Origin of the sequence: thiotrophic endosymbiont of Bathymodiolus puteoserpentis (Logatchev) (assembly GCF_900127505.1) — a bacterium.
In the GTDB taxonomy this organism is placed as follows: domain Bacteria; phylum Pseudomonadota; class Gammaproteobacteria; order PS1; family Pseudothioglobaceae; genus Thiodubiliella.
This window is the reverse complement of record NZ_UEXF01000019.1, coordinates 288,107-308,753: the sequence shown is the minus strand read 5'-3', so window position 1 is coordinate 308,753 and position 20,647 is coordinate 288,107. Positions and strand designations below refer to the sequence as shown.

Genomic DNA, 20,647 nt, shown 5'->3' with positions numbered 1-20,647 from the left:
GGGATTTATAATTAGGGGTTTATAATGAAAAATTCATTATTAAATATTAAAGGTGTAAGCTGTGCAGCTATTAATGCTGGCATTAAGCGCGCACAAAATTTAAATGCAAATATTGAAGAGTTAGATTTATCTATCGTCTCTTTTGCGCCTGAAACCAAAACAGCAGCAGTATTTACCCAAAATGTTTTTTGCGCTGCGCCTGTGGTGGTGGCAAAAAACCATCTTAATAATAATGTGCGTGCTTTGGTCATTAATAGTGGCAACGCCAATGCAGGTACAGGTGTTGCCAGTGGCAATAAAGGGCTTAATAATGCTTATCAAGTGTGTGAAATGGTAGCGCAATCATTAAATATTGACACTGAACAAGTGTTGCCATTTTCTACTGGTGTTATTGGGCAGCCACTACCAATGCAGTGTTTTAAAGATAACATTGCCAAACTTTCAACGAGATTGGCAAATGATAATTTATCTCAAGTGGCACAAGCAATCCTCACCACTGACTTGGTTGAAAAAACCGCTTCAAAACAATTTACAGTTAATGGAAAAACGGTAGCGATTAGCGGTATTGCTAAGGGTTCAGGTATGATTCGTCCAAACATGGCAACCATGCTAAGTTTTATTTTTACCGATGTTAAAGCCAGTCAATCTGAGTTACAAAGCTGCCTAACAACAGCGACTAATCAATCATTTAATCGTATTACCGTTGATGGCGATACCTCAACCAATGATGCTTGCTCACTCAGTGCGACGGGTGCATCAAAAGTTGAGCTGAGTGATTGCACGGACGAATTTCAACAAGCACTCAATGAAGTAACGCAGACTTTAGCACATAAAATTATCAAAGATGGTGAGGGGGCGACTAAGTTTGTTGAAATTTGCGTTAAAGGTGGCGTGAGTGATGAAGACTGTTTAGAGGTGGCTTACACGGTGGCGCATTCACTATTGGTTAAAACAGCCCTGTTTGCCTCTGATGCCAATTGGGGTCGAATTTTGGCAGCAGTGGGGCGCTCAAATATTGCACATTTAAAAGCTGATGAGGTTAATATTTATCTCGGCGGGGTTTGTATTGTTAGCCGTGGTGAATTGGATGAACATTACACCGAAGCAGCAGGCAGTGCTGAGATGGCAAAGGACAATATTGTTGTTACTATTGAAATCGGTAAGGATAAAACATCTGAGAGTGTATGGACAACAGACTTATCTTATGATTATATAAAAATTAATGCAGAATACCGCACTTAATGTCATTTATATGAATACTTATCGACTATTAATTTCTTGCCCTGATGCACACGGTTTAGTGGCCAAAGTGAGTCAATTTATTTTCAAACGAGATGGTAATATTAAAGAAGCCCATCATCATCTTGATGAACAAAATAAGCATTTTTTTATGCGTATTGAGATTGAATCAAATCTCACTTGTTCATTTGATGAATTTCAGCAAGAATTTGCACAATTGGCTCAAAAGTACCAAATGAATTGGCAGATGAATGATGTCAGAAAACTTAAGCGTGTGTTGATTATGGGCTCAAAGTCGTCGCATTGTGTGGCAGATTTATTGCACCGTGGGCATGAGTCAGAAATGGAAGCTCAGATTATTGGTGTTCTGTCTAACCACGATAAATTGAAAAAACTTGCCAGTTGGTATGATGTAGACTTTAAAAAAGTTGACATCAATAAAGACACTAAAGTATCTGACATGGCAAAGATGATGGATACGGTTGACGCCTTCCAACCTGATGTGATTGTGCTTGCGCGCTATATGCAAATTATTCCAAAGTCAATGTGTGACAAATACAGTGGTAAGATTATTAATATTCACCATTCTTTTTTGCCATCGTTTGTTGGCGCTAACCCTTATGAGCGTGCAGCACAACGGGGCGTTAAACTTATTGGGGCAACCTGTCATTATGTCACCAGTGAGTTAGATGAAGGTCCGATTATTGAGCAAGATGTACTCAGAGTTAATCATAGCGATAGTGCAGAAGAAATGCAACAAATGGGACAAGACATTGAAAAAGTTACACTTGCCAAAGGTTTACAGTACCATCTTGAAGATCGTGTGCTAATTTGTAATAATAAAACTATTGTATTTAGCTAAAGACCTTTTGCCCACTTTCAATGATAAACGCTTTAAAGCGTTGAGCAATGGGTGAAAGTTCTGTTTTGTTACTATGTACAGTATGCCAATGACGCATAACTGGAAATTTATCAATATTCAGTTGTTTGATAATGTCATTTTCAAGTTCCAGTTTAACGGTATGTTTAGATACAAAGCCAATGCCAAGCCCTGCTTGAACTGCTTCAATGATTGCTTCATTTGAGTTAATTTCGATTTCAGAGTTAAACTTCATACCTAGAATTCGTTCAATAGTAATACGCGTTCCAGAGCCTTGTTCACGCGTAATTAGAGTTTCTTTACTGAGTGCCTTAATAGAATTCTTCTTGTTTTTAAGCAAAGGGTGATCAGGGTGGGCAATGGCAATGAGTGGGTTTTCCATAAATGGCTGTGTAATCAGCGACATATCTGCAGGAGGCTCACCCATAATCACCAAATCAGAACTGTGATTAGATAATTTTTCTAACAAGAGTTTACGGTTAGTTACTTCCAAGTGGAAGGTCATATCAGGGTATTGTTGTTTAAATTGTGCCAATACGCGTGAAACAAAAGAATTGGTGGTGGTAGCAACTGAAATCTCTAAATGCCCAGAGTCAGGGTTTAAGGTTTGCTCGATATCTGCCTTTGATTGTTCCAACTTAGCAATCACTGTTAAACAGGTTTGGTAGAATTTCTTACCAATATGCGTGGGTGAAACTTTTTTGCCTTTAGTGCTGAGTAATTCTGCACCGATATTTTGTGTCAATTGCTGTATTTGCATATACACTGCAGGTTGGGTAATATAAAGTTCTTTACTTGCTTTGGTGAAACTTTTTAAGCGCACAACCGCTTCAAAGCTATAGAGTTGCTTAAGGGTGTAATTAATCATAAATAAAATTTATTATTTAATAAATAAATATTATTTTACATTATTTATTTATTATTGTATGATATGTGTTCTTTTAATGAAAGGAGACCATAGAAATGGCTAAAGTTTATGATGCGGGTGTAAAAGATTACCGCGATACTTATTGGATGCCGGATTATACCCCGTTAGAAACGGATATTCTGGCGTGTTTTAAAGTAACACCACAAGAGGGCGTTCCTAGAGAAGAAATTGCAGCAGCAGTTGCAGCTGAATCTTCTACAGGTACTTGGACAACAGTATGGACAGATTTGTTGACAGATTTGGATCACTATAAAGGTCGCGCCTATGCGATTGAAGATGTACCCGGTGACGATACATGTTTTTATGCATTCGTTGCTTATCCGATTGATTTATTTGAAGAAGGTTCAGTCGTTAATGTAATGACTTCTTTGGTGGGCAATGTATTTGGCTTTAAAGCATTGCGTGCATTAAGACTGGAAGATATTCGTTTCCCAATCGCTTATGTTATGACTTGTAATGGTCCGCCACAAGGTATTCAGATGGAGCGTGATATTCTTAACAAATATGGTCGTCCTTTATTGGGTTGTACTATTAAGCCTAAGTTAGGTTTATCAGCTAAGAACTACGGTCGTGCTTGTTATGAGGGTCTTCGTGGTGGTTTAGATTTCACCAAAGACGATGAAAATATTAACTCGCAGCCATTTATGCGTTGGAGAGCTCGTTTTGACTTTGTACAAGAAGCAATTGAGAAAGCTGAAGCAGAAACGGGTGAGCGTAAAGGTCACTATTTAAATGTTACAGCGCCAACATCTGATGAAATGATGAAGCGTGCTGAATACGCTAAAGAAATCGGTTCCCCGATCATTATGCATGACTACATTACTGGTGGTTGGAGTGCCAATACGCAATTAGCACAATGGTGTCAAGATAACGGTATGTTATTACACATTCACCGTGCAATGCACGCAGTATTAGACCGTAATCCGCACCACGGTATTCACTTCCGTGTCCTTGCTAAGATTTTGCGTTTATCTGGTGGTGATCACTTGCATTCAGGTACCGTTGTAGGTAAGCTTGAAGGCGATCGTGAAGCAACGCTAGGTTGGATTGACATTATGCGTGATTCATTTATTAAGGAAGATCGCTCACGCGGTATTTTCTTTGATCAAGACTGGGGCTCTATGCCGGGTGTAATCCCTGTTGCTTCTGGCGGTATTCATGTATGGCACATGCCAGCACTAGTAAACATTTTCGGTGACGATTCTTGTTTACAGTTTGGTGGTGGTACGCTAGGTCACCCATGGGGTAACGCAGCAGGCGCAGCAGCTAACCGTGTTGCGGTTGAGGCTTGTGTTGAAGCTCGTAACTCTGGTCGTGAATTAGAGAAAGAAGGTAAAGATATTCTTACTTCAGCAGCTAAGCACAGTCCTGAATTGGCAATCGCAATGGAAACTTGGAAAGAGATCAAGTTTGAATTTGATACCGTTGATAAGATTGACGCGGCTCATAAATAAATAGGAGAAATAATATGCAAGATTATCAATCAAGTTTAGGTAACGCTGAAAGTCGTAAATTCGAGACTTTCTCATACCTACCTACCTTAACTGCGGACCAGATGCGTGTGCAGATTCAATATATTGTTGACAAAGGTTGGAACCCAAGTGTAGAACATACTGAGCCACAGCATGCTGCTGGTTCATATTGGTACATGTGGAAGTTGCCAATGTTTGGTGAAACAGATGTTGATGCAATCCTTCAAGAAATTGAAAATTGTCATACTGCACATCCGGACAACCATGTTCGTTTGCTAGGTTTAGACAACTTTGCTCAATGTGCAGGAACTTCAATGGTTATTTACCGTGGTCAAACGGTTTAATACTCACTGAGTTCTAACAAAAAACCCTAACCTTGTTGTTGGGGTTTTTTGTCTTTAAAAGTTTGCTTCCAGACTTTTAAAGACAAAAAACCTTTTAAAGATAGTAAAATTATGGCAAATAAACCTAAAATATATGTAGGCATCAATAATGAAATTAATGGCGGCATGACCACCATTGGTAAGGTTATTAGAGATGCGTGGGTATTTGGATTGATTAAGGAAACGCAGACTTGTGAAGGTTGGAATTTAGCCGGCATTGATGCCTTGTTGCAAGAGGTTAATGCTGAGTGGGATAAGTATGGTTGCATGGTGAGTTACCTGCCGCCAGAATTGCGCGAACGGCATCAGCGTATTCATGATGTTGCCATCCAAAATGCTAAAAAAGCAGGTTGGTCGGGTGAGCATGAAACTGATGATGAAGATGAATAAAAATTAATAAATAGTGGAGAAGTGTTATGTCTGATATAAAAATAGATCCAAAACAATACATTATTAAAGATGAGCCGTATTATGAAGCTGTTGATAATGAAGTAGAGCTGTATCAATCGGCTTACGATGTGCGTATGCCGATGATGATCAAAGGCCCGACAGGTTGTGGAAAATCACGCTTTGTTGAATATATGGCTTGGAAATTAGGCAGACCTTTAATTAGTGTTGCCTGTAATGAAGATATGACCGCATCTGATTTAGTGGGCCGCTTCCTATTGGATAAAGATGGTACAAAATGGCAAGATGGACCTTTAACAACAGCTGCGCGTATTGGTGCGATTTGTTATTTAGATGAGATTGTTGAGGCGCGCCAAGATACCACAGTTGTTATTCATCCATTAACCGATCATCGTCGCGAATTACCACTTGATAAGAAGGGTGAATTGGTTAAGGCGCACCCTGATTTCCAATTGGTTATTTCTTACAATCCTGGTTATCAGTCATTAATGAAAGACCTTAAACAGTCTACCAAACAACGATTTGGTGGCTTGGATTTTGATTATCCGGAAACTGCATTAGAAGTGGCTATTGTCACCAAAGAATCAGGTGTTGATGAAATCATGGCTGAGAAATTAGTGCAAATCGCACACCGCGCTAGAAACCTTAAGGGGCATGGCTTAGACGAGGGTATTTCAACACGCTTATTGGTCTACGCTGGTCAGTTAATTGCCAAAGGCGTTGACGCTGAAGCGGCGTGCTCTATGACGATGATTACGCCACTCACCGATGATCCAGACATGCGTGATACGCTTCATGCAGCAGTTCAAACTTTCCTAGGTTGATTAGTGTCATCTTGCCAGTTCGGTACAGATTATGTCAAAAATACTATTAGAAGACTACGCTGATTTCTTAGTAGAAATCGCGCCTGAAGTTAAGGAAGTTTTAGAGGCAACATTTCAGGATGCTGCACGTGTTATTTCTCCTGCTGGACTTAAAGACTATCTGGATGGTGCTAAAGCGCTGTGTGGTTTAGGTCGCGGTAATGACTTGGTGATGACTTATCTTGAAGTGATGCCACAGATGGCTAAAGAGTGTGGTGAGGATATTATTCCTGATTGTGTTACGGCAGCGATGAAAGCCTCATCAATGACTTCTGGTGAAGTTATTATATTGCTATTGTCTACCTTGCCGAATGTTGCCCGCCATCTTGGTGATGCGCAATTAGTGCGTGGTTATTTAACCTTAATCCATCAGTTAGCATCAACAGCGGCTCGTGGTTTGCGTCCGATGTTGATGCATATTGACGAATTATTATCAAAGTTAACCTTGAGTGGGTTACGCCGTTGGGCTAATTTTGGTGCTAAGGCTTATCGTAGAGATTATAATAATCTTACTTCTTATTTCTCACTTGAGTCAGCTGATTCTCGTGCTATGCTCGAGAGAGAACGCCGAGGTGTTTTATTTATTAAAGTACAGCGTAAGTTAAATTTTTATTTGCGTGCCTTATGGGGGCGTGATTTCTTTATTCGTCCTACAGGCGCAGAATATACGGATTTTAGACCCTATATAGAAAACAAAATTCTCTATGTGCCAGATGCACTTGATGATATTAAATTAAGTGATGATCAAAGCATTGAAGGTTTGGAAATTTATCGTGCTACCGTGGCACATATGGCTGCGCATATGATGTATACCAGTCAGCCAATGTCTGCCGAGCAGCTCAGCCCTGCACAGATGTTTTTTATTGGTCTTTTAGAAGATGCGCGTGTTGAATATAAAGCTGTTAATGAATTTCCTGGTTTGAAGAAATTATGGCGCTCATTGATAATGCTTGAACATGAAGAGCCTGCCGAGCATAAAACCATGAGCATTCTTGAGGGATTCGCATTGCAATTATTAGATGAGGGTGAAAGAGGTAATGACAAACAACTCAATAAATTTGCAGCTAAATTTCATGAAAAAATTGAAGCCAATCAGGACGATAATCATTTTGCATGGCTAATGGGTGTTGAGCTTTATAATATTTTTGAAGGTCGAAAAGAAGTACCCAGTCTTAGAATTTTAGAGCGTTATCGTGTTGATTATCGTGATGATAATCGTATTATATGGCAGTATGAAGATATTAATTGGGGCAAGGGTGTGGAATATGTGGCTGCGAGCCAGCAGCAAGTGCGCTATGAAGTGAGTCCATTAATGATGGCACACGAAGTTGATTGTGAATTGGCAGGCGATGATGCGCAAGTGATCTGGACTTGTACAGATATTATGCGCACCTATGAAGATGATTTATCTGATGACGCCAAGTCGTTTAACGATGCCTGGGGTAAAGAGCCAGTTTCTGATCCATTTCATTATCAAGAATGGGATTATCAAATCCAACTACATCGCCCTAATTGGGTAACCATTTTTGAGCGTAGACCAGCAAAAGGCAACCCTGAAGATATTGAAAATATCTTGACTGAATATAAGCCAATTGCACACCGCATCCGTAAAATTATTGATTTATTAGCCCCTGCTGGCGTTCAACGACAACGCGGTATGGAAGATGGCGATGAAGTGGATATTAATGCAGCAATTGATGCCATGATTGCAATTCGTATGGGTGAGCAACCCAATCCAAGAATCACTATGCGCAATGTGCTAAATACCCGTGATTTATCAGTAGTGGTGTTGCTAGACTTGTCAGAATCTACCAATGAAGTTATGGAGGGTTCAGATAAAACAGTCTTACAATTAACCCGCGAAGCGGCAACTTTGGTGTCGACTGCGATTGAAGGTATTGGCGACCCATTTGCACTACACGGCTTCGCTTCTGATGGTCGTCATGATGTGCAATACTTCCGCTTAAAAGACTTTAATCAGCACTTTGATGATGATGCTAAATCTCGTTTAGCAGGTATGAAAGGTGGCTTGTCTACCCGTATGGGCGCAGCCCTTAGGCACGCCGGCACACACTTGCATAAACAACAACAAAAACGAAAATTGATTTTATTGGTCACTGATGGTGAACCTGCCGATATTGACGAAAGTGATCCGCAACATCTGCGTTTTGACACTAAAAAAGCCGTAGAAGAATTGTATTCTACAGGTGTTCTAACTTATTGTTTAACGCTTGATCCTCAAGCAGACACCTATGTTAAGCGTATCTTTGGTGAAAATAATTACACCATAGTTGATAATGTTGAGAAATTACCTGAGCAGTTGCCATTGTTGTTTGCAAGCCTGACCGCATAAATGTTTGAAACTGACAAAGATATTCTAGAGTTTAAACCTAAGTATCCACATACGCTACCGCAAGATTGGAAAGACGAGGACAATCCAAGCGTTTATGAGGTTAATGCAACATTAGATACATTGAAAAAAATATATGTTGAGCAAATTAAAGACATTAAAAAAAACTTGGCAAATAAAGAGCAAGGAGAAGAGAATTTACGCAACATTGCCACCAACTACCAAACGATTAAATCTATATTATTCCAACCAAGATGAGCACTGAAAATAAACCGTTAATATTTGAAGTCAGTAAAAATAACTTTGAAGATTTGGTGATGCATAACTCATCACATTTACCTGTATTGATAGAATTTATGGGTATTTGGTCTGAGCCATGTATTAAAACTGAGTATGCAATTTCAGATTTGGCAAGCGAGTTTTTTGGTAAGTTTATTTTTGCCAAAATTGACATTGATGAGCAAGATGAACTTAAGCAACAATTCTCCATTACCAATGTACCAACGCTTGTAGTGTTTAAAGATGGCAAAGAAGTGCAACGCGAAGAGGGTGAATTGCAAGCAGAAGAGTTGCGCATTTTATTAAAGCATTACGGCGTTTTTCGTGAATCTGATAATATACGCGAGCAAGCAAGAGAAAAACACATAGCTGGCGACACTCAAGCAGCAATTATACTGTTGACTCAAGCGATTTCATCTGACCCAAGCAATGTGCGGGTGGCTTTGGATATGGCGCAAATTTTCTTAGATATTGGCGAGATAGAGCAAGCGCAAAGTTTGTTTGATAGGTTGCCAGAAGTTGCACAGAAATTAGACATTGGCGTATCAATTGCCAGTCAACTTAACTTCAAGCGTTTAGCGCAAAATACAGTTGGCATAGCGCAGCTACGAGCACATATATTGAAGTCACCTAATGACTATCAAGCATATTTTGATTTGGCAGTTTGTTTATTTTCCGAGCACGATATTGAGCGTGGTATAGAAGCTTTGTTTTTCATTCAAGAAAATGATGCTGAATTCAAAGATGGCGCTGCCAAAGAAATGATTGGCATGGTTTGTAATATGTTGGAGAACACGAATCTAGAACAAGCGAAGGTATATCGACGACGCTTGGCTAATCTTATTTCTCAATAAATGTTTAGTGTTGAATTGGTTGGCAGTTTGTTTGCATTCTTAAAGTAAAGGCAAAGGAAAAGATGAATTAAAATGATGCCATTCATAGCGAATAGGATAACTGCGACGATAACTTTCAAAATTCTTAATATTCGCAATTGCTATTGTATCTTGCTTAAAATCGTAAATATCATTTAGTGTGTCTTTTAGATTATCTTGATTGATTGATAATGCCTCTGGATTGATTAAATTCACAATGCCTAGATTTTGTTTAATACCGATAAATTTACACAGTGCTTCATACACCATAAAGCTGCCCATAAATTTAGCATTAACTGAATGTCCAGCGATGTGTGGTGTTGCCCAATAGGCGTTTTTTTGCAAGGTTTGATTGATGTTAGGTTCGTTTTCCCAACAGTCAATAATATTGACTTTGGTTTGTGTCTTTTGCCAAATATCCTCAATAATCACGCCACCACGCGCTGCATTAATGACAATGGTTTCATTGGTGATATTGTGGAAATTCTTTGCGTTTAATAATTGATACGATGGATGCTCGCCATCAAAGGTAAGTGGTGTGTGAAAAGTAACAATATCAGCGCTAAGCGCTACGTCTAAATCAACAAACTCGGGTAAGTCTTCGGTATCTTCTCGTGGCGGATCATTGAGTAAAGTTTTGATGCCCATTAACTCAGCCTTAGCAGCAAGACGCGAACCCACATTGCCCACGCCGATAATACCTAGGGTTTTTTGGGTATAGTCAAAATCAAATTCATCTGCTAAATTAACAATGGCACTAATGACAAATTCTGCCACTGCCATTGAATTACAACCCTGTGCTGAGAAAAAAGTAATATTATTTGTTTTTAAATAATCTTGGTCAACATGATCTAGCCCAGCCACTGTTGAGCCAACAAACTTAACTTGAGAGTCTTGCAATAGTTTTTGGTTAACTTTGGTGCGTGAGCGTACGATAAGCACATCAGCGTCTTGGACTGAATTAGCATCAATATCACGCCCAGCCATAGTGACAATTTCGCCAAATTCAGAGAATATTTTGTCGTATGCATAGCAAGCGTCATCAATCACTAATTTCAAAACCTTATTATCCTTAATTTATATAGATTGGAATATTTACCAATTAATTTGTTTTAGTTCATGCATTTTAAGGTGCTTGTTGGCTTTAGAGAAATGTTTACAACCAAAAAATCCTTTGTGTGCTGAGAATGGAGAAGGGTGGGTTGCAGTTAAAACCAAGTGTTTGTTGTTGTCAATGAGTACTGCTTTTTTGTAAGCATAAGCACCCCATAATAGAAATACCACATTTTGTTTTTCTGCGTTGATGATATCAATCACCCCGTCAGTAAAGTCCACCCAGCCTGATTGAGCATGTGATCCGGGTGAATTTTTCTCAACCGTTAAGACGCTGTTAAGCAATAACACACCTTGCTTTGCCCAATGTTCAAGATTACCACTAGTATTTGGTACAACGCCAAGGTCAGATTGTAATTCTATATAAATATTTCTTAGAGAAGGTGGTATGGTCACGCCATCAGGCACAGAAAAACTCAAACCATGCGCTTGCCCATCGTTATGGTAGGGGTCCTGCCCTAAAATTACCACCTTAACATCATTAAATGGTGTTAATTCAAAAGCCTTAAACCAGTTGTTAGAATGCGGAAAAATTATTTTTCTAGCTTGTTTTTCTTGCTGTAAAAATGCTTTTAGATTTTCCCCAGATTTACTTTGTAATAAATTGTTTACTTGTGGGTGCCAATTCACAGTGTAGCCCACCATAGTCGCAATCGATACCCAAGCGTGGTGACATAACCCACCTCGCTAAATTGGATCCTGCCTTCAGGATTAATAAAAAAACTACTAGGCGTGGCACGCACACCAAAGAGTCTTGCAAGGGTTCCTGAGTTGTCGTTAATCATATTATCAAGATGCATATTGTGTTTCTTGGCGTATTCTTTTAATTCGGCATCCGTGCCTGATTGCATGGCGATATTTAGTACACGATAGTCTTTGCTGATTGCTTGAATATTATCATTTTCCAAACGACAAATGCCGCACCAAGTTGCCCAAAAATGTATTAATATAGTTTGATTGGGTAAGGGTTTGCTGTTAACAATCTCGCCACTTAAAGTTTTAGAGGTAAAACTGGGCGCTACGCCGGTGATTAAATCTTGCTGTTGCCACACACGGATAATAAAAACGGCTAAAATAACCATCACAAATTGCATGATGGTTTTACGAGTAGGTTTTTTAATATCCATGTTGCATATTATAAAGGTTCTTTAAGGAGTGATAATGACAGATTGGTTACAGCATTGGAAGGATGATGCTACATTTTGGCACATGGATACGACAAACACCAAGTTATTAGAATTTGGTGCGTGTTTAGCACTGCAAAAAGGCGACACAGTCTTTGTACCGTTGTGTGGCAAAAGCCAAGATATGAGGTATTTCTTAGAACAGCAGTATAAGGTGATCGGTATTGAGTTAAGTTCATTGGCTGTTGAGGCTTTCTTTACTGAGAATAATATTGAATATTCCATGCAAAAAGTGGAAAAATTCAGCATTTATGATGCACAAGATATCCGTATTTTCTGTGGTGATTATTTTGACCTTGATGCCACGCATTTAAACGCAGTTAGGGCGGTCTATGACAGGGGTTCACTGATTGCATTACCTGCAGATTTAAGGGTAAGATATGCACAACACTTACACGCTATCATACCCAGTGGTTGTCAAATGTTGTTGTTAACACGAAATTACCCACAATCGAAAATAAGTGGTCCACCTTATGCAGTGAGTGAGGCTGAGGTGGCACAGCTTTTTAAGGGCTTTAAGTATAAGCAGTTAGAGTGCTTTGATGATATTCAAAATGAACCCAAGTATCAACAAGTGGGGGCTGATTTTGTTGAAAAAGCAGTCTATAATTTGCAAAAAATATAAGAATAAAAATGGCAAAAAAAGTAAAAGGTAAGGTTACCCAGTTTGGTAGCAAAGGTTATGGATTTATTTTAGGTGATGATGGTGAGCAGTATTTTGCACATCAGAAAAATATCGTTAATAATTCTCGCTTAAAAGTCAATACCCGTGTGGTATTCCATGTAGAAACTTCAGACAAAGGTTTGGTTGCTAATAATATCAAGTTGGAGGGTAAGGCGAAAGTTACATCAAGCAAAGGTCTGAGCGATAGAGCGATTATAGCATTGTTTACACTTTTGTTTGTTACTCAGATTGTTGTCCTTTTTAAAGAATTTATTGGCTTTACAAATTAATGAAAAAACTGACGCTGTTATTGCTGTCTTTATTTTTAAGTGGTTGTTTCTCCTTATTTTCATCTGATGCAATAACAGTTGGTAATATTTGCACTTTAATGGATGAAGAGGTTCGTTGGTATAAGGCAGTAAAAGCATCAGAAAAAAAATATGGTGTACCAATGCATGTGCAATTGGCCATTATCTATCAAGAGTCACATTTTGAATCGGATGCAAGACCGCCAAGAGAAAAATTATTTAGTGTGATACCTTGGTTTAGGCCAACCACTGCTCGTGGTTTCGCACAAGCAACAGATGCAACATGGGCATTGTACAAGCTCAAGACAGGCAACACAGATGCAAGTCGTGAGGATTTTGAAGATGCTGTTGACTTTGTTGGTTGGTATGTCAATAGATCCGCAAAACGCTCAAACATCAATAAGGCTGATGCTTATAATCAATATTTAGCTTACCATGAGGGTCATGGTGGATTCAACCGTAAAACTCATCACGCCAAACTTTGGCTTAAAAAGGTTGCCAAGGAGGTTTCTGCTAATGCTAGGCGTTATCAACGACAACTTAATCAATGCACCTCAAGACTGGATAAAAATAGTATTTGGAGTTTTTTCTAATGTGGATAAAGGCATTAGATATTGCACCAAAAGAAGGCACGATGGTTGCGACGACGCTTGAGGGTGTTAAGGTGTTTGTAACAATGAATAACGGCTCTTTATATGCAGCAGAAAATCGTTGTCCGCATGAAGATATTGAATTGACTTTGGGTTGTCTTAAGGGCAATCGAGTGAAATGTTCATTGCATGGCTATAGTTTTGATTTGGCCACAGGTAACAGCTCAGAAGAGGATGTGGAAGATATGCAAACCTATGCAGTTAAACAAGAAAATAATAAAATATACATAAAGATATCTTAGTATGAATACACAAGACTTAATGAAATCTATTATTCAACGCGTGGCAACCGGTCCAGATTTGAGTAAAGATATTGCTTTTGAAGAGGCTAGAGATGGCATGCAAGCCATTTTGCGTGGTGAAATTGATGATGTGCGTTCTGCCATTTTTTTAATTGCTTTGCGTATGAAGCGTGAGAGCATGGAGGAGAATGAGGGTATTTTAGCCGCTCTTCTTGCTCAGAGTGACAAACAACAAATTAATGTTAGGGATTTAGTGGATTTGGGTGACCCATATAGTGGCTACAATCGCTCAATTCCGATTTCATCATTTTTACCGCCACTATTAGCAGAGTTGGGCTTACCGACGGTTATTCATGGGCTTGATAGTGTATCGCCAAAATTTGGATTGACACATAGGCACATCAATCAAGCATTGGGTTTGAATGTTGATTGTTCAACCGAACAAGCAAAAAACAGATTAGAAAATGCATCTATTGGCTGGAGTTATGTTGATCAAGCCAGTTATTGTAGTGGCTTGCATGACTTAGTGCCATTACGAGAGCGACTTATTAAGCGTACCGTGATTAACACCGTGGAAACGCTGATTGGACCACTAAGAGGTAAGACCACACACTCGATTTTGGGTTATGTGCACAAACCGTATCCACCAATCTATGCGCATTTGGTGGATGCCAGTGGTATGGATAGTGCATTATTAGTGCGTGGTGTTGAAGGTGGCGTCATCCCTTCACTTCGTCAAAAAGGCTTAATGGTTTCTTACCAAGGCTTAATTGAGCAAGATAGGGTAGATATCAACCCTAAGTCATTGGGTATTGAGCAAGAATTGCGCGCTATTTCATTTCCTGATAAGTTGGATGTGCATAGCGATATTAAAGCTTTGGCAGATTATACAGTTAAGTTAGGAAAATCCGCTTTATCAGGCGATAAAGGATTGTTTTATGATGGCTTGGTTTTAGCTGCTAGTTTAATCCTTTGGCATACTAAAAAGGCTGACTCGTTAGTTGGCGCTGCTGAAATGACAAGAACGGTTTTAGATTCTGGTAAGGCATTGAATCGTTTATGATGTAAAAAAATAATACATAAAATATAAAAAAGGGAAAGGATGAATAATACAATTAAAGTTATAATCAGTTGGCTAATCGCTCTATGGGCATCAAATGTATTTCTTAGTTCATTGTTTTATAAATTTGACAACACCGCACTAGAGCCACAGCATATCTTTGGCACTATCGGTATTTGGATTAGCGACACCATTAACACTACATTAGGTGAATTGTTTACTGAGTACGGTGCGATTTTAATCGGCTTAGCTGAGCTAGCAACTGCTTTGGTCTTATTATCACCAATTGTATTGTGGAAGCATAGAGAAAAACTACACTGTATTGGTGGATTAATGGCATCAGTGGTGATGGTAGGGGCAATATTTTTTCATATTGTTACTCCACTTGGCTGGCATCCAACTTGGCAAGTTGTGAACGAAGCAGCTTGTCAAGCGGTGTTTATAGCACCTAATTCGTGCGCAGACACTAGTTTGGCAAATGTAGCTTTGTCTATCTTAGTTTTGGGTGTTGTTATGGTATGGCTGAATAAGAAACCCAATTAGAGGATTTTCCGATCAATGCAAGACAAGGAATTGCTTGAAAAAATAGCGAAAATACTACAATACTCAAATGCAAAAAGCAATAATCAGCTGGTTAATTATCAATCAACTGCTGAATTAACTGAAATATTAGACTTAAATAAGCAATCAACTCAGGACTGGGCGCAATTGTTTGTTTGGGTGCAACAATATCTAAATTATTCTCCTGATACCAGTCATATTGGTTTTGCTAATCGTATGTGGTCGGGTGCTAATGCGCCTTCAATTTTAGGAGAGGTTATTGTTGCATTAAGTAACACTTCAGCTTGCACTTTTGAATCTGCACCTGTTGCTACCTTAATGGAAACCTACATGCTTGAGCAAATGCTTGAGTGTGTTGGTTTTAAACAAGGTGAAGGGCAGATGACAACTGGCTCAAGCAATGCTAATATGATTGCCATGATGGTGGCTCGCAATCAAGCATCAAAAGATGCAAAGCAACAAGGGTTATTTAATCAAAAATCTTTGTTTGCTTTTGTTAGTGATGATGCACATTATTCGCTAGATAAGGCGGTGAATATTTTAGGTATCGGTACTGAAAACTTAATTAAAGTGCCAACCACTAAGAATGGAGAAATGGACGCCTTAGCACTTGATAAGGCTATTGGGAAAGTTCAAAAAAATGACGGTATCGCATTTTTTGTTTGTGCAACTCTGGGGACAACAGTGCGTGGTGCTTATGACAATATTGAGAAGCTAATAATACTAAAAAATAAACACCATTTTTGGTTGCATGGTGATGGTGCTTGGGGTGGAGCAGCAGTAATGAGCCCAATATTAAAAGCTAAATTTTTAACTGGTATTGAGCAACTAGACTCTTTTACGATGGATTTTCATAAAATGCTTGGTAGTAGTCTAATGTGTAACTTTTTATTGTTAAATCGTCAGAATTTATTATCTAGTACTTGTGCAGATGGTGATAATAGTTATATTTTTCGAGATAATGCAATTGATTTGGGTGTTAATTCACTGCAATGCGGTCGTCGTGTGGACAGTTTAAAGTGGTTTTTAGACTGGAAATTTTATTCTAAGCAAGGTTTTTCTGATAGAGTTGAAAACTATTACCAATTAGCAAAATTTGCAGAGGATTTTATTAATGCCAGTAGTGAGCTAGAAATGGTGGGAAAACGCACTTCGTTTAATGTATGTTTTCGTTTTAAAGCACAAGAGCCTAATACTTTTAACCAAAATTTACGCAATAAATTATTAAAGGATGGGCAAGCCTTGCTTGCACTTGCTTATATAGAAGAAAAATTGGTATTTCGACTCTTGATTAGTAATATTAATATCAATCAAGTGAAGCTAACAGCACTATTAAATCGTTTAATTAATACAGGCAAGGCACTACAAGGTAATGGTTAAAAAAATTAAGAATTACGATTACACGCACACAACTGATTTTGATTTTAAAACATTGTGTGAATTACTTGCCAAGGAGCACCATGACTTGGCCATTGAGAAAATGAAAGTTTTAGCAAGAGAAATAAAGGTAAAAAATTTATCTTTTGAACAGGGTAATTACACAAGAAATATTATTGTCAATAACAGTGATTATTGGTTAGGCTTGCTACATTGGGACCAAGGTGCAACAACGCGTATTCATGGTCATCCAGAGCAAGCTTTTATCTATGTGGTTGAAGGGGAGCTAAATTGCAAAAGTTTTGATAAAAATCCATTAACTGAACTTGGCTCTAGAGAGTTAAGTGGTGGGGAATATCGCTATAACAAAGGTGTAAAAGGCAAGATGGACAATTATATTCATCAAATTAATGCAAAGCAAAAAAGTATAAGTTTGCATTATTACTCAGACAATCCAACCAAAGGAGAGATATTTGACATTTAGGTTGATTTTTCACTACATTATTTGGTCAATTCGTTTGGGTATTCCTCCTTGGTATTACTTTCAAATTAATGCTGAATGGTATAACAAGAAAAAAGGTTTTTATTCCAAGATTGATATGGATGCTCGCATCCCAAAAAAGTGGCGTCTGGAACAAGATTATTTTGATAAAAATAATCTGCCAGAAGTTTTCCCTGTATTTTTAAAACCTGAATGGGGGCAAAATTCTAATGGTATTATTAAAATTAATAACAAACAGGATTTTCTAAATTTTAACCCAATAAATGGAAAAATTCCTTATATTTTGCAGTATGCAGCGCATGAAGAAAAAGAATATGAGGTTTTCTACATTCGTGATGCGACTCATAAGAACTGCCTAAGTGCACTAAATATTACTCAGTCACTCAATCGTTCAGATGAGCGTTACCCTGTTAATGGTATTCATAATAAAGATACGGTTTATCAAGATATCACGCAAGGTTTTTGTGAAAAAGAGTTAGATATTTTGCAAACACATCTACAAGAATTACCACCTTTTCGTATTGCCAGAGTGGGGCTTAGGGCGAATTCTAAGATAGATTTACTCTCAGGTTTGTTCCATATTATTGAAATTAATTTATTTGCCCCATTTCCCATTCACTTATTAGATAATAGCATCTCAAAAAAAACCAAATATAAATTTATTAAAGACAATATGAAGCATTTAGTTAAGGTTAGCAATACCACTCCTAAGAAACACTTTAATCGGTTTGTTTTTTTTAGAAAAATCATCAAACACTATCAGTCAAAAACCGATCAATAATGCAATTATTATATCGATTTTTATCGCATTTTTTTTTATCAGATTGTAGTGATTATAATCCGCTTAAAGTTCGTCGTGCTTGTCGCTCAAAAGCACAGGCTAGGTTGGCATTTGAAGAAAATGCATTGCCTTATGCCAAAGGTAGAACTTTTGTTAACCCATATTCAGCATTTAAATTTTATGAACAACACGGTTTCCCGCTGGTTATTAAGCCTAATGTCGGGGGGTTTTCTCGAGGTGCATATTTTCCTATTAAAAACAAAGCACAATTATTAAGAGCAAGTATTGGTGTTAAAAAGTGGTGGCCAAATAGCATTATAGAAACATACTTGCTTGGCAAAAATTACCGTATGGTAATGACAAAATTTGGCGTTATGTCGGTACTTAGGCGTTATCCACCTTTTATAGTAGGTGATGGGCGAAGGGCGATTGGGGCTTTGATTGATACTGAGAATGCACTAAGGCAAAAAATGCAACTTGCACCTGTTACTCAATTGATACCTAAAAATAAAGCTATTGAGAGGCATCTAAAACAACAAGGGATGCGCTTTTCTACGATCCTTGCAGATAAGCAAAAAGTTTATCTGCACCATAAGATTTCGCTCAAATTAGGCTCAAGTATTGAGGTGATTGATAAAGCCAAACTAAGTGATAACAACAAACAAGACCTGATTAAAATATTGAATTTTTTTAATGCCAATATTTTGGGTATTGATGTGATTTGTAAAGAAGGAATTGAAGTTGATTTCAATACCCAATCCTGTATTTTTTTAGAACTTAATTCGCGTCCATTTTTAAAAATGCATGATAACCCCAGATATGGTGAAAAACCCAAAGATTTAGATGATTTTTATAACAAATTAGAACAACTGGAAATTACCGATAATGAAAAATATTAGTAAAAAATATTTATTTTATGGCTTTGTTGTACTCAATATTATTGCGGTGATTTATTTATATTTTAGTGATTATAAAATTGACCCAGAAATGCTTAAAGCGTTTTTAACTACTGAATATTTTTTAATATCCTATGTTGTTTATATTTTAATTTTAATTATTAGAGGCTTGACATTATTGCCAGGCACTGCTTTTTTACTTGCAGGTATCTATATTTTTTCTTTTACTCAGGTGTTTTTTGCTATTCAAATTGCTATTGTAGGTTATTGTTTGATTATTTATAATTTTGCACATAAGTTAAATTTTAAAGTGCCGCAAAAAATATTGGATTATGAACATAAAATCAAAACTAAAGAAATTCCTATTATTTTTGCTTTGTGTTTTATCCCAGGTATTTCAATCAATATATTGATTTATTTTTTATCTATTATTGATGTTAAATTAAGAAACATACTGATTGGCATTATTAGTGGCACCTCTATTACATCAATGATTTATATATCAATCATTACCGGTGTATTCGAATCAGTAGACTATGCACTCAATTAAGGTTTTTAAATTGGTTTTTACCTAACCAAAAGTCATTACCTTCTTTGACAAAGCCAGGAATATCCTTTACCCATCGCTTGTTAGCGACTTGGTTGTAGTTTAGATAAAGTTTGTTATCAACAATGGTCCAAATCTTAGGATTTCCATATACGCCTTCACCATCTTGGGCGATACGCCAAGCACAGTGTCCACCATATTGTGGTGCATATTGTTGCGGGCTAGCCTTAAATAGCGCTAGATTTTCTGCATTTTTAAAGCGCCAAGTTTTTCCTCGATATTCAAGCGAGAATTCTGCCAAACCTTTGACAGGCTTATTCTCAGTGAAATAATTAACTGTATCATAACCTTCAATAGCATATTCGTTGCCTTTAGAGCCAGCACCAAACCAAGAATGCTTGGTATAGGTAAAATCAAATGCGAAGACTTGCAAGGTGGTAAAGCTTAATAGTATTAACAGTAAATTTTTTAAGATATTTTGCATATTTTCTCCTGATTAAATAATCCATTTTTCCTGATAGTCAATCATACTAGGTTTAAAGGGTAGGGAATATTTTTATTTTCAAACGAAATAATTAGTCGCTCCTTAAAAACCACTCCAAACAAACCAAACCCCCCCATTTTTCCAACCATCTAAATCAACAAAACTGCTTTTTATCCAGCACCACAAAAAACCTTAGGTATTTTACAAAAAATAAGCCCAGTTTTTGCCAAAACAAAAAAATAGTGGCTATCACCAGCCATTTTCTCAAATTCCAAGCACAGGCAGCCATTAAAACATTAATCTCATCACCAACTTGCCCTTTGAGTAGGTTTCTAGAGAGTCTAAAATCTGATTTAAGATGTCCGATAATCGGCTCAATCGCTGCGCGTCTTTTACACAGTTTGCGCTTTTTGTCTTGTTGATAACGATTGTCTCGCTTAAGGGCTTTTTTAGGCAAAATGATGTTTGCACCGAGCACTACCTTTGCACCAACATAGCCTCGGTCGCATACCGCTTGTTTGATGGGTTTGTTTCTGTTGCTATTAGCATGGCTTATGGCAACATTTAAGGTTTTTGAGTCGTGAATATTTTTATCATGACTGGC

Annotated in this window: 26 protein-coding genes; 20 read left to right on the top strand and 6 right to left on the bottom strand. The window is 37.8% G+C overall.

What is annotated here, in order from left to right; all coding sequences use genetic code 11:
• Nucleotides 1-24: 24 nt before the first annotated feature.
• Complete coding sequence (gene argJ, locus BHECKSOX2_RS03395) at nt 25-1,242, top strand: bifunctional glutamate N-acetyltransferase/amino-acid acetyltransferase ArgJ (protein WP_139682451.1); 1,218 nt, start codon at nt 25-27, stop codon at nt 1,240-1,242.
• Between the two features lie 10 nt (nt 1,243-1,252).
• Nucleotides 1,253-2,101, top strand: a complete 849-nt coding sequence (purU, locus tag BHECKSOX2_RS03390) for a formyltetrahydrofolate deformylase (protein WP_139682450.1) — start codon at nt 1,253-1,255, stop codon at nt 2,099-2,101.
• Here the strand turns inward: purU and BHECKSOX2_RS03385 are convergent.
• The gene (locus tag BHECKSOX2_RS03385) at nt 2,094-2,987 is read right to left on the bottom strand and encodes a LysR family transcriptional regulator (RefSeq protein WP_139682449.1); all 894 of its coding nucleotides are present in this window, start codon (nt 2,985-2,987) and stop codon (nt 2,094-2,096) included. The two genes, purU and BHECKSOX2_RS03385, sit on opposite strands and share 8 nt — an antisense overlap.
• A 95-nt stretch (nt 2,988-3,082) precedes the next feature.
• Here BHECKSOX2_RS03385 and BHECKSOX2_RS03380 point away from each other — a divergent pair, with 95 nt between their 5' ends.
• The 7 genes from BHECKSOX2_RS03380 (at nt 3,083) to BHECKSOX2_RS03350 (ending at nt 9,656) form a co-directional block, all read left to right on the top strand.
• The gene (locus BHECKSOX2_RS03380; protein ID WP_090716431.1) at nt 3,083-4,501 is read left to right on the top strand and encodes a form I ribulose bisphosphate carboxylase large subunit; all 1,419 of its coding nucleotides are present in this window, start codon (nt 3,083-3,085) and stop codon (nt 4,499-4,501) included.
• A 14-nt stretch (nt 4,502-4,515) separates the two neighbouring features.
• Nucleotides 4,516-4,863, top strand: a complete 348-nt coding sequence (locus BHECKSOX2_RS03375; protein ID WP_090716429.1) for a ribulose bisphosphate carboxylase small subunit — start codon at nt 4,516-4,518, stop codon at nt 4,861-4,863.
• A gap of 111 nt (nt 4,864-4,974) precedes the next feature.
• A complete protein-coding gene (locus BHECKSOX2_RS03370) occupies nt 4,975-5,292 on the top strand; it encodes a hypothetical protein (protein WP_090716441.1) in 318 nt (105 codons plus the stop codon).
• Between the two features lie 26 nt (nt 5,293-5,318).
• On the top strand, nt 5,319-6,134 hold the full coding sequence (locus tag BHECKSOX2_RS03365) for a CbbQ/NirQ/NorQ/GpvN family protein (RefSeq protein ID WP_090716424.1): 816 nt from the start codon (nt 5,319-5,321) through the stop codon (nt 6,132-6,134).
• Between the two features lie 31 nt (nt 6,135-6,165).
• Nucleotides 6,166-8,526, top strand: coding sequence for a nitric oxide reductase activation protein NorD (locus BHECKSOX2_RS03360; protein WP_139682448.1), 2,361 nt, complete (start codon nt 6,166-6,168; stop codon nt 8,524-8,526).
• Nucleotides 8,527-8,781, top strand: a complete 255-nt coding sequence (locus BHECKSOX2_RS03355) for a hypothetical protein (protein WP_090716419.1) — start codon at nt 8,527-8,529, stop codon at nt 8,779-8,781. It abuts the gene before it with no gap.
• Complete coding sequence (locus BHECKSOX2_RS03350) at nt 8,778-9,656, top strand: tetratricopeptide repeat protein (RefSeq protein WP_139682447.1); 879 nt, start codon at nt 8,778-8,780, stop codon at nt 9,654-9,656. Before BHECKSOX2_RS03355 ends, BHECKSOX2_RS03350 begins: the two co-directional genes overlap by 4 nt.
• 39 nt (nt 9,657-9,695) lie before the next feature.
• On the opposite strand, the gene BHECKSOX2_RS03345 is transcribed toward BHECKSOX2_RS03350, so the two are convergent.
• From BHECKSOX2_RS03345 to BHECKSOX2_RS03335, 3 genes are read right to left on the bottom strand one after another with little or no spacing between them, the layout of a single operon-like run.
• On the bottom strand, nt 9,696-10,733 hold the full coding sequence (locus tag BHECKSOX2_RS03345) for a 4-phosphoerythronate dehydrogenase (protein WP_139682446.1): 1,038 nt from the start codon (nt 10,731-10,733) through the stop codon (nt 9,696-9,698).
• 36 nt (nt 10,734-10,769) lie between these two features.
• A complete protein-coding gene (gene ung, locus BHECKSOX2_RS03340; protein ID WP_139682445.1) occupies nt 10,770-11,432 on the bottom strand; it encodes a uracil-DNA glycosylase in 663 nt (220 codons plus the stop codon).
• Nucleotides 11,414-11,914 carry a redoxin domain-containing protein gene (locus BHECKSOX2_RS03335; protein ID WP_139682444.1) on the bottom strand — a complete coding sequence of 167 codons (501 nt, stop codon included), beginning with the start codon at nt 11,912-11,914 and terminating at the stop codon, nt 11,414-11,416. The genes ung and BHECKSOX2_RS03335 overlap by 19 nt, the downstream gene beginning before the upstream one ends.
• A gap of 34 nt (nt 11,915-11,948) precedes the next feature.
• On the opposite strand from BHECKSOX2_RS03335, the gene BHECKSOX2_RS03330 reads away from it, so the two are divergent.
• Genes BHECKSOX2_RS03330 through BHECKSOX2_RS03280 form a run of 11 tightly spaced genes read left to right on the top strand, consistent with a single transcriptional unit; the run spans nt 11,949 to nt 19,562 of the window.
• Complete coding sequence (locus tag BHECKSOX2_RS03330) at nt 11,949-12,596, top strand: thiopurine S-methyltransferase (RefSeq protein ID WP_139682443.1); 648 nt, start codon at nt 11,949-11,951, stop codon at nt 12,594-12,596.
• An 8-nt stretch (nt 12,597-12,604) separates the two neighbouring features.
• Entirely contained in the window at nt 12,605-12,925 is a 321-nt protein-coding gene (locus BHECKSOX2_RS03325; RefSeq protein WP_139682442.1) for a cold-shock protein, read from the top strand.
• Complete coding sequence (locus tag BHECKSOX2_RS03320; protein WP_090716404.1) at nt 12,925-13,536, top strand: transglycosylase SLT domain-containing protein; 612 nt, start codon at nt 12,925-12,927, stop codon at nt 13,534-13,536. Before BHECKSOX2_RS03325 ends, BHECKSOX2_RS03320 begins: the two co-directional genes overlap by 1 nt.
• Complete coding sequence (locus BHECKSOX2_RS03315) at nt 13,536-13,835, top strand: Rieske (2Fe-2S) protein (RefSeq protein WP_139682441.1); 300 nt, start codon at nt 13,536-13,538, stop codon at nt 13,833-13,835. The genes BHECKSOX2_RS03320 and BHECKSOX2_RS03315 overlap by 1 nt, the downstream gene beginning before the upstream one ends.
• A gap of 1 nt (nt 13,836) precedes the next feature.
• A complete protein-coding gene (locus BHECKSOX2_RS03310; RefSeq protein WP_139682440.1) occupies nt 13,837-14,898 on the top strand; it encodes an anthranilate phosphoribosyltransferase in 1,062 nt (353 codons plus the stop codon).
• Nucleotides 14,899-14,937: 39 nt separating this feature from the next.
• Nucleotides 14,938-15,438, top strand: a complete 501-nt coding sequence (locus BHECKSOX2_RS03305) for a hypothetical protein (protein WP_139682439.1) — start codon at nt 14,938-14,940, stop codon at nt 15,436-15,438.
• Between the two features lie 15 nt (nt 15,439-15,453).
• On the top strand, nt 15,454-16,836 hold the full coding sequence (locus tag BHECKSOX2_RS03300) for a pyridoxal phosphate-dependent decarboxylase family protein (protein ID WP_139682438.1): 1,383 nt from the start codon (nt 15,454-15,456) through the stop codon (nt 16,834-16,836).
• Nucleotides 16,829-17,317, top strand: a complete 489-nt coding sequence (locus tag BHECKSOX2_RS03295; protein ID WP_139682437.1) for a cupin domain-containing protein — start codon at nt 16,829-16,831, stop codon at nt 17,315-17,317. Before BHECKSOX2_RS03300 ends, BHECKSOX2_RS03295 begins: the two co-directional genes overlap by 8 nt.
• Nucleotides 17,307-18,116 carry an ATP-grasp domain-containing protein gene (locus BHECKSOX2_RS03290; protein WP_090715765.1) on the top strand — a complete coding sequence of 270 codons (810 nt, stop codon included), beginning with the start codon at nt 17,307-17,309 and terminating at the stop codon, nt 18,114-18,116. The genes BHECKSOX2_RS03295 and BHECKSOX2_RS03290 overlap by 11 nt, the downstream gene beginning before the upstream one ends.
• Nucleotides 18,116-19,015, top strand: a complete 900-nt coding sequence (locus tag BHECKSOX2_RS03285; protein WP_139682436.1) for a cyanophycin synthetase — start codon at nt 18,116-18,118, stop codon at nt 19,013-19,015. The genes BHECKSOX2_RS03290 and BHECKSOX2_RS03285 overlap by 1 nt, the downstream gene beginning before the upstream one ends.
• Nucleotides 19,002-19,562, top strand: a complete 561-nt coding sequence (locus BHECKSOX2_RS03280) for a TVP38/TMEM64 family protein (RefSeq protein WP_090715761.1) — start codon at nt 19,002-19,004, stop codon at nt 19,560-19,562. Before BHECKSOX2_RS03285 ends, BHECKSOX2_RS03280 begins: the two co-directional genes overlap by 14 nt.
• Here BHECKSOX2_RS03280 and BHECKSOX2_RS03275 read toward each other — a convergent pair.
• Nucleotides 19,555-20,043 (bottom strand): YHS domain-containing (seleno)protein, encoded by a 489-nt coding sequence (locus BHECKSOX2_RS03275; protein ID WP_245391293.1) that lies wholly within the window; start codon nt 20,041-20,043, stop codon nt 19,555-19,557. The genes BHECKSOX2_RS03280 and BHECKSOX2_RS03275 overlap by 8 nt on opposite strands.
• Before the next feature lie 154 nt (nt 20,044-20,197).
• The coding region (locus tag BHECKSOX2_RS03270; RefSeq protein ID WP_139682054.1) for a transposase at nt 20,198-20,647 on the bottom strand (450 nt) is incomplete at its 5' end.

Coding starts and splice junctions, on each gene's coding strand:
- argJ (WP_139682451.1), top strand. CDS start 25: ATGAAAAATTCATTATTAAATATTAAAGGTGTAAGCTGTGCAGCTATT.
- purU (WP_139682450.1), top strand. CDS start 1,253: ATGAATACTTATCGACTATTAATTTCTTGCCCTGATGCACACGGTTTA.
- BHECKSOX2_RS03385 (WP_139682449.1), bottom strand. CDS start 2,987: ATGATTAATTACACCCTTAAGCAACTCTATAGCTTTGAAGCGGTTGTG.
- BHECKSOX2_RS03380 (WP_090716431.1), top strand. CDS start 3,083: ATGGCTAAAGTTTATGATGCGGGTGTAAAAGATTACCGCGATACTTAT.
- BHECKSOX2_RS03375 (WP_090716429.1), top strand. CDS start 4,516: ATGCAAGATTATCAATCAAGTTTAGGTAACGCTGAAAGTCGTAAATTC.
- BHECKSOX2_RS03370 (WP_090716441.1), top strand. CDS start 4,975: ATGGCAAATAAACCTAAAATATATGTAGGCATCAATAATGAAATTAAT.
- BHECKSOX2_RS03365 (WP_090716424.1), top strand. CDS start 5,319: ATGTCTGATATAAAAATAGATCCAAAACAATACATTATTAAAGATGAG.
- BHECKSOX2_RS03360 (WP_139682448.1), top strand. CDS start 6,166: ATGTCAAAAATACTATTAGAAGACTACGCTGATTTCTTAGTAGAAATC.
- BHECKSOX2_RS03355 (WP_090716419.1), top strand. CDS start 8,527: ATGTTTGAAACTGACAAAGATATTCTAGAGTTTAAACCTAAGTATCCA.
- BHECKSOX2_RS03350 (WP_139682447.1), top strand. CDS start 8,778: ATGAGCACTGAAAATAAACCGTTAATATTTGAAGTCAGTAAAAATAAC.
- ung (WP_139682445.1), bottom strand. CDS start 11,432: ATGGTGGGCTACACTGTGAATTGGCACCCACAAGTAAACAATTTATTA.
- BHECKSOX2_RS03335 (WP_139682444.1), bottom strand. CDS start 11,914: ATGGATATTAAAAAACCTACTCGTAAAACCATCATGCAATTTGTGATG.
- BHECKSOX2_RS03330 (WP_139682443.1), top strand. CDS start 11,949: ATGACAGATTGGTTACAGCATTGGAAGGATGATGCTACATTTTGGCAC.
- BHECKSOX2_RS03325 (WP_139682442.1), top strand. CDS start 12,605: ATGGCAAAAAAAGTAAAAGGTAAGGTTACCCAGTTTGGTAGCAAAGGT.
- BHECKSOX2_RS03320 (WP_090716404.1), top strand. CDS start 12,925: ATGAAAAAACTGACGCTGTTATTGCTGTCTTTATTTTTAAGTGGTTGT.
- BHECKSOX2_RS03315 (WP_139682441.1), top strand. CDS start 13,536: ATGTGGATAAAGGCATTAGATATTGCACCAAAAGAAGGCACGATGGTT.
- BHECKSOX2_RS03310 (WP_139682440.1), top strand. CDS start 13,837: ATGAATACACAAGACTTAATGAAATCTATTATTCAACGCGTGGCAACC.
- BHECKSOX2_RS03305 (WP_139682439.1), top strand. CDS start 14,938: ATGAATAATACAATTAAAGTTATAATCAGTTGGCTAATCGCTCTATGG.
- BHECKSOX2_RS03300 (WP_139682438.1), top strand. CDS start 15,454: ATGCAAGACAAGGAATTGCTTGAAAAAATAGCGAAAATACTACAATAC.
- BHECKSOX2_RS03295 (WP_139682437.1), top strand. CDS start 16,829: ATGGTTAAAAAAATTAAGAATTACGATTACACGCACACAACTGATTTT.
- BHECKSOX2_RS03285 (WP_139682436.1), top strand. CDS start 18,116: ATGCAATTATTATATCGATTTTTATCGCATTTTTTTTTATCAGATTGT.
- BHECKSOX2_RS03280 (WP_090715761.1), top strand. CDS start 19,002: ATGAAAAATATTAGTAAAAAATATTTATTTTATGGCTTTGTTGTACTC.
- BHECKSOX2_RS03275 (WP_245391293.1), bottom strand. CDS start 20,043: ATGCAAAATATCTTAAAAAATTTACTGTTAATACTATTAAGCTTTACC.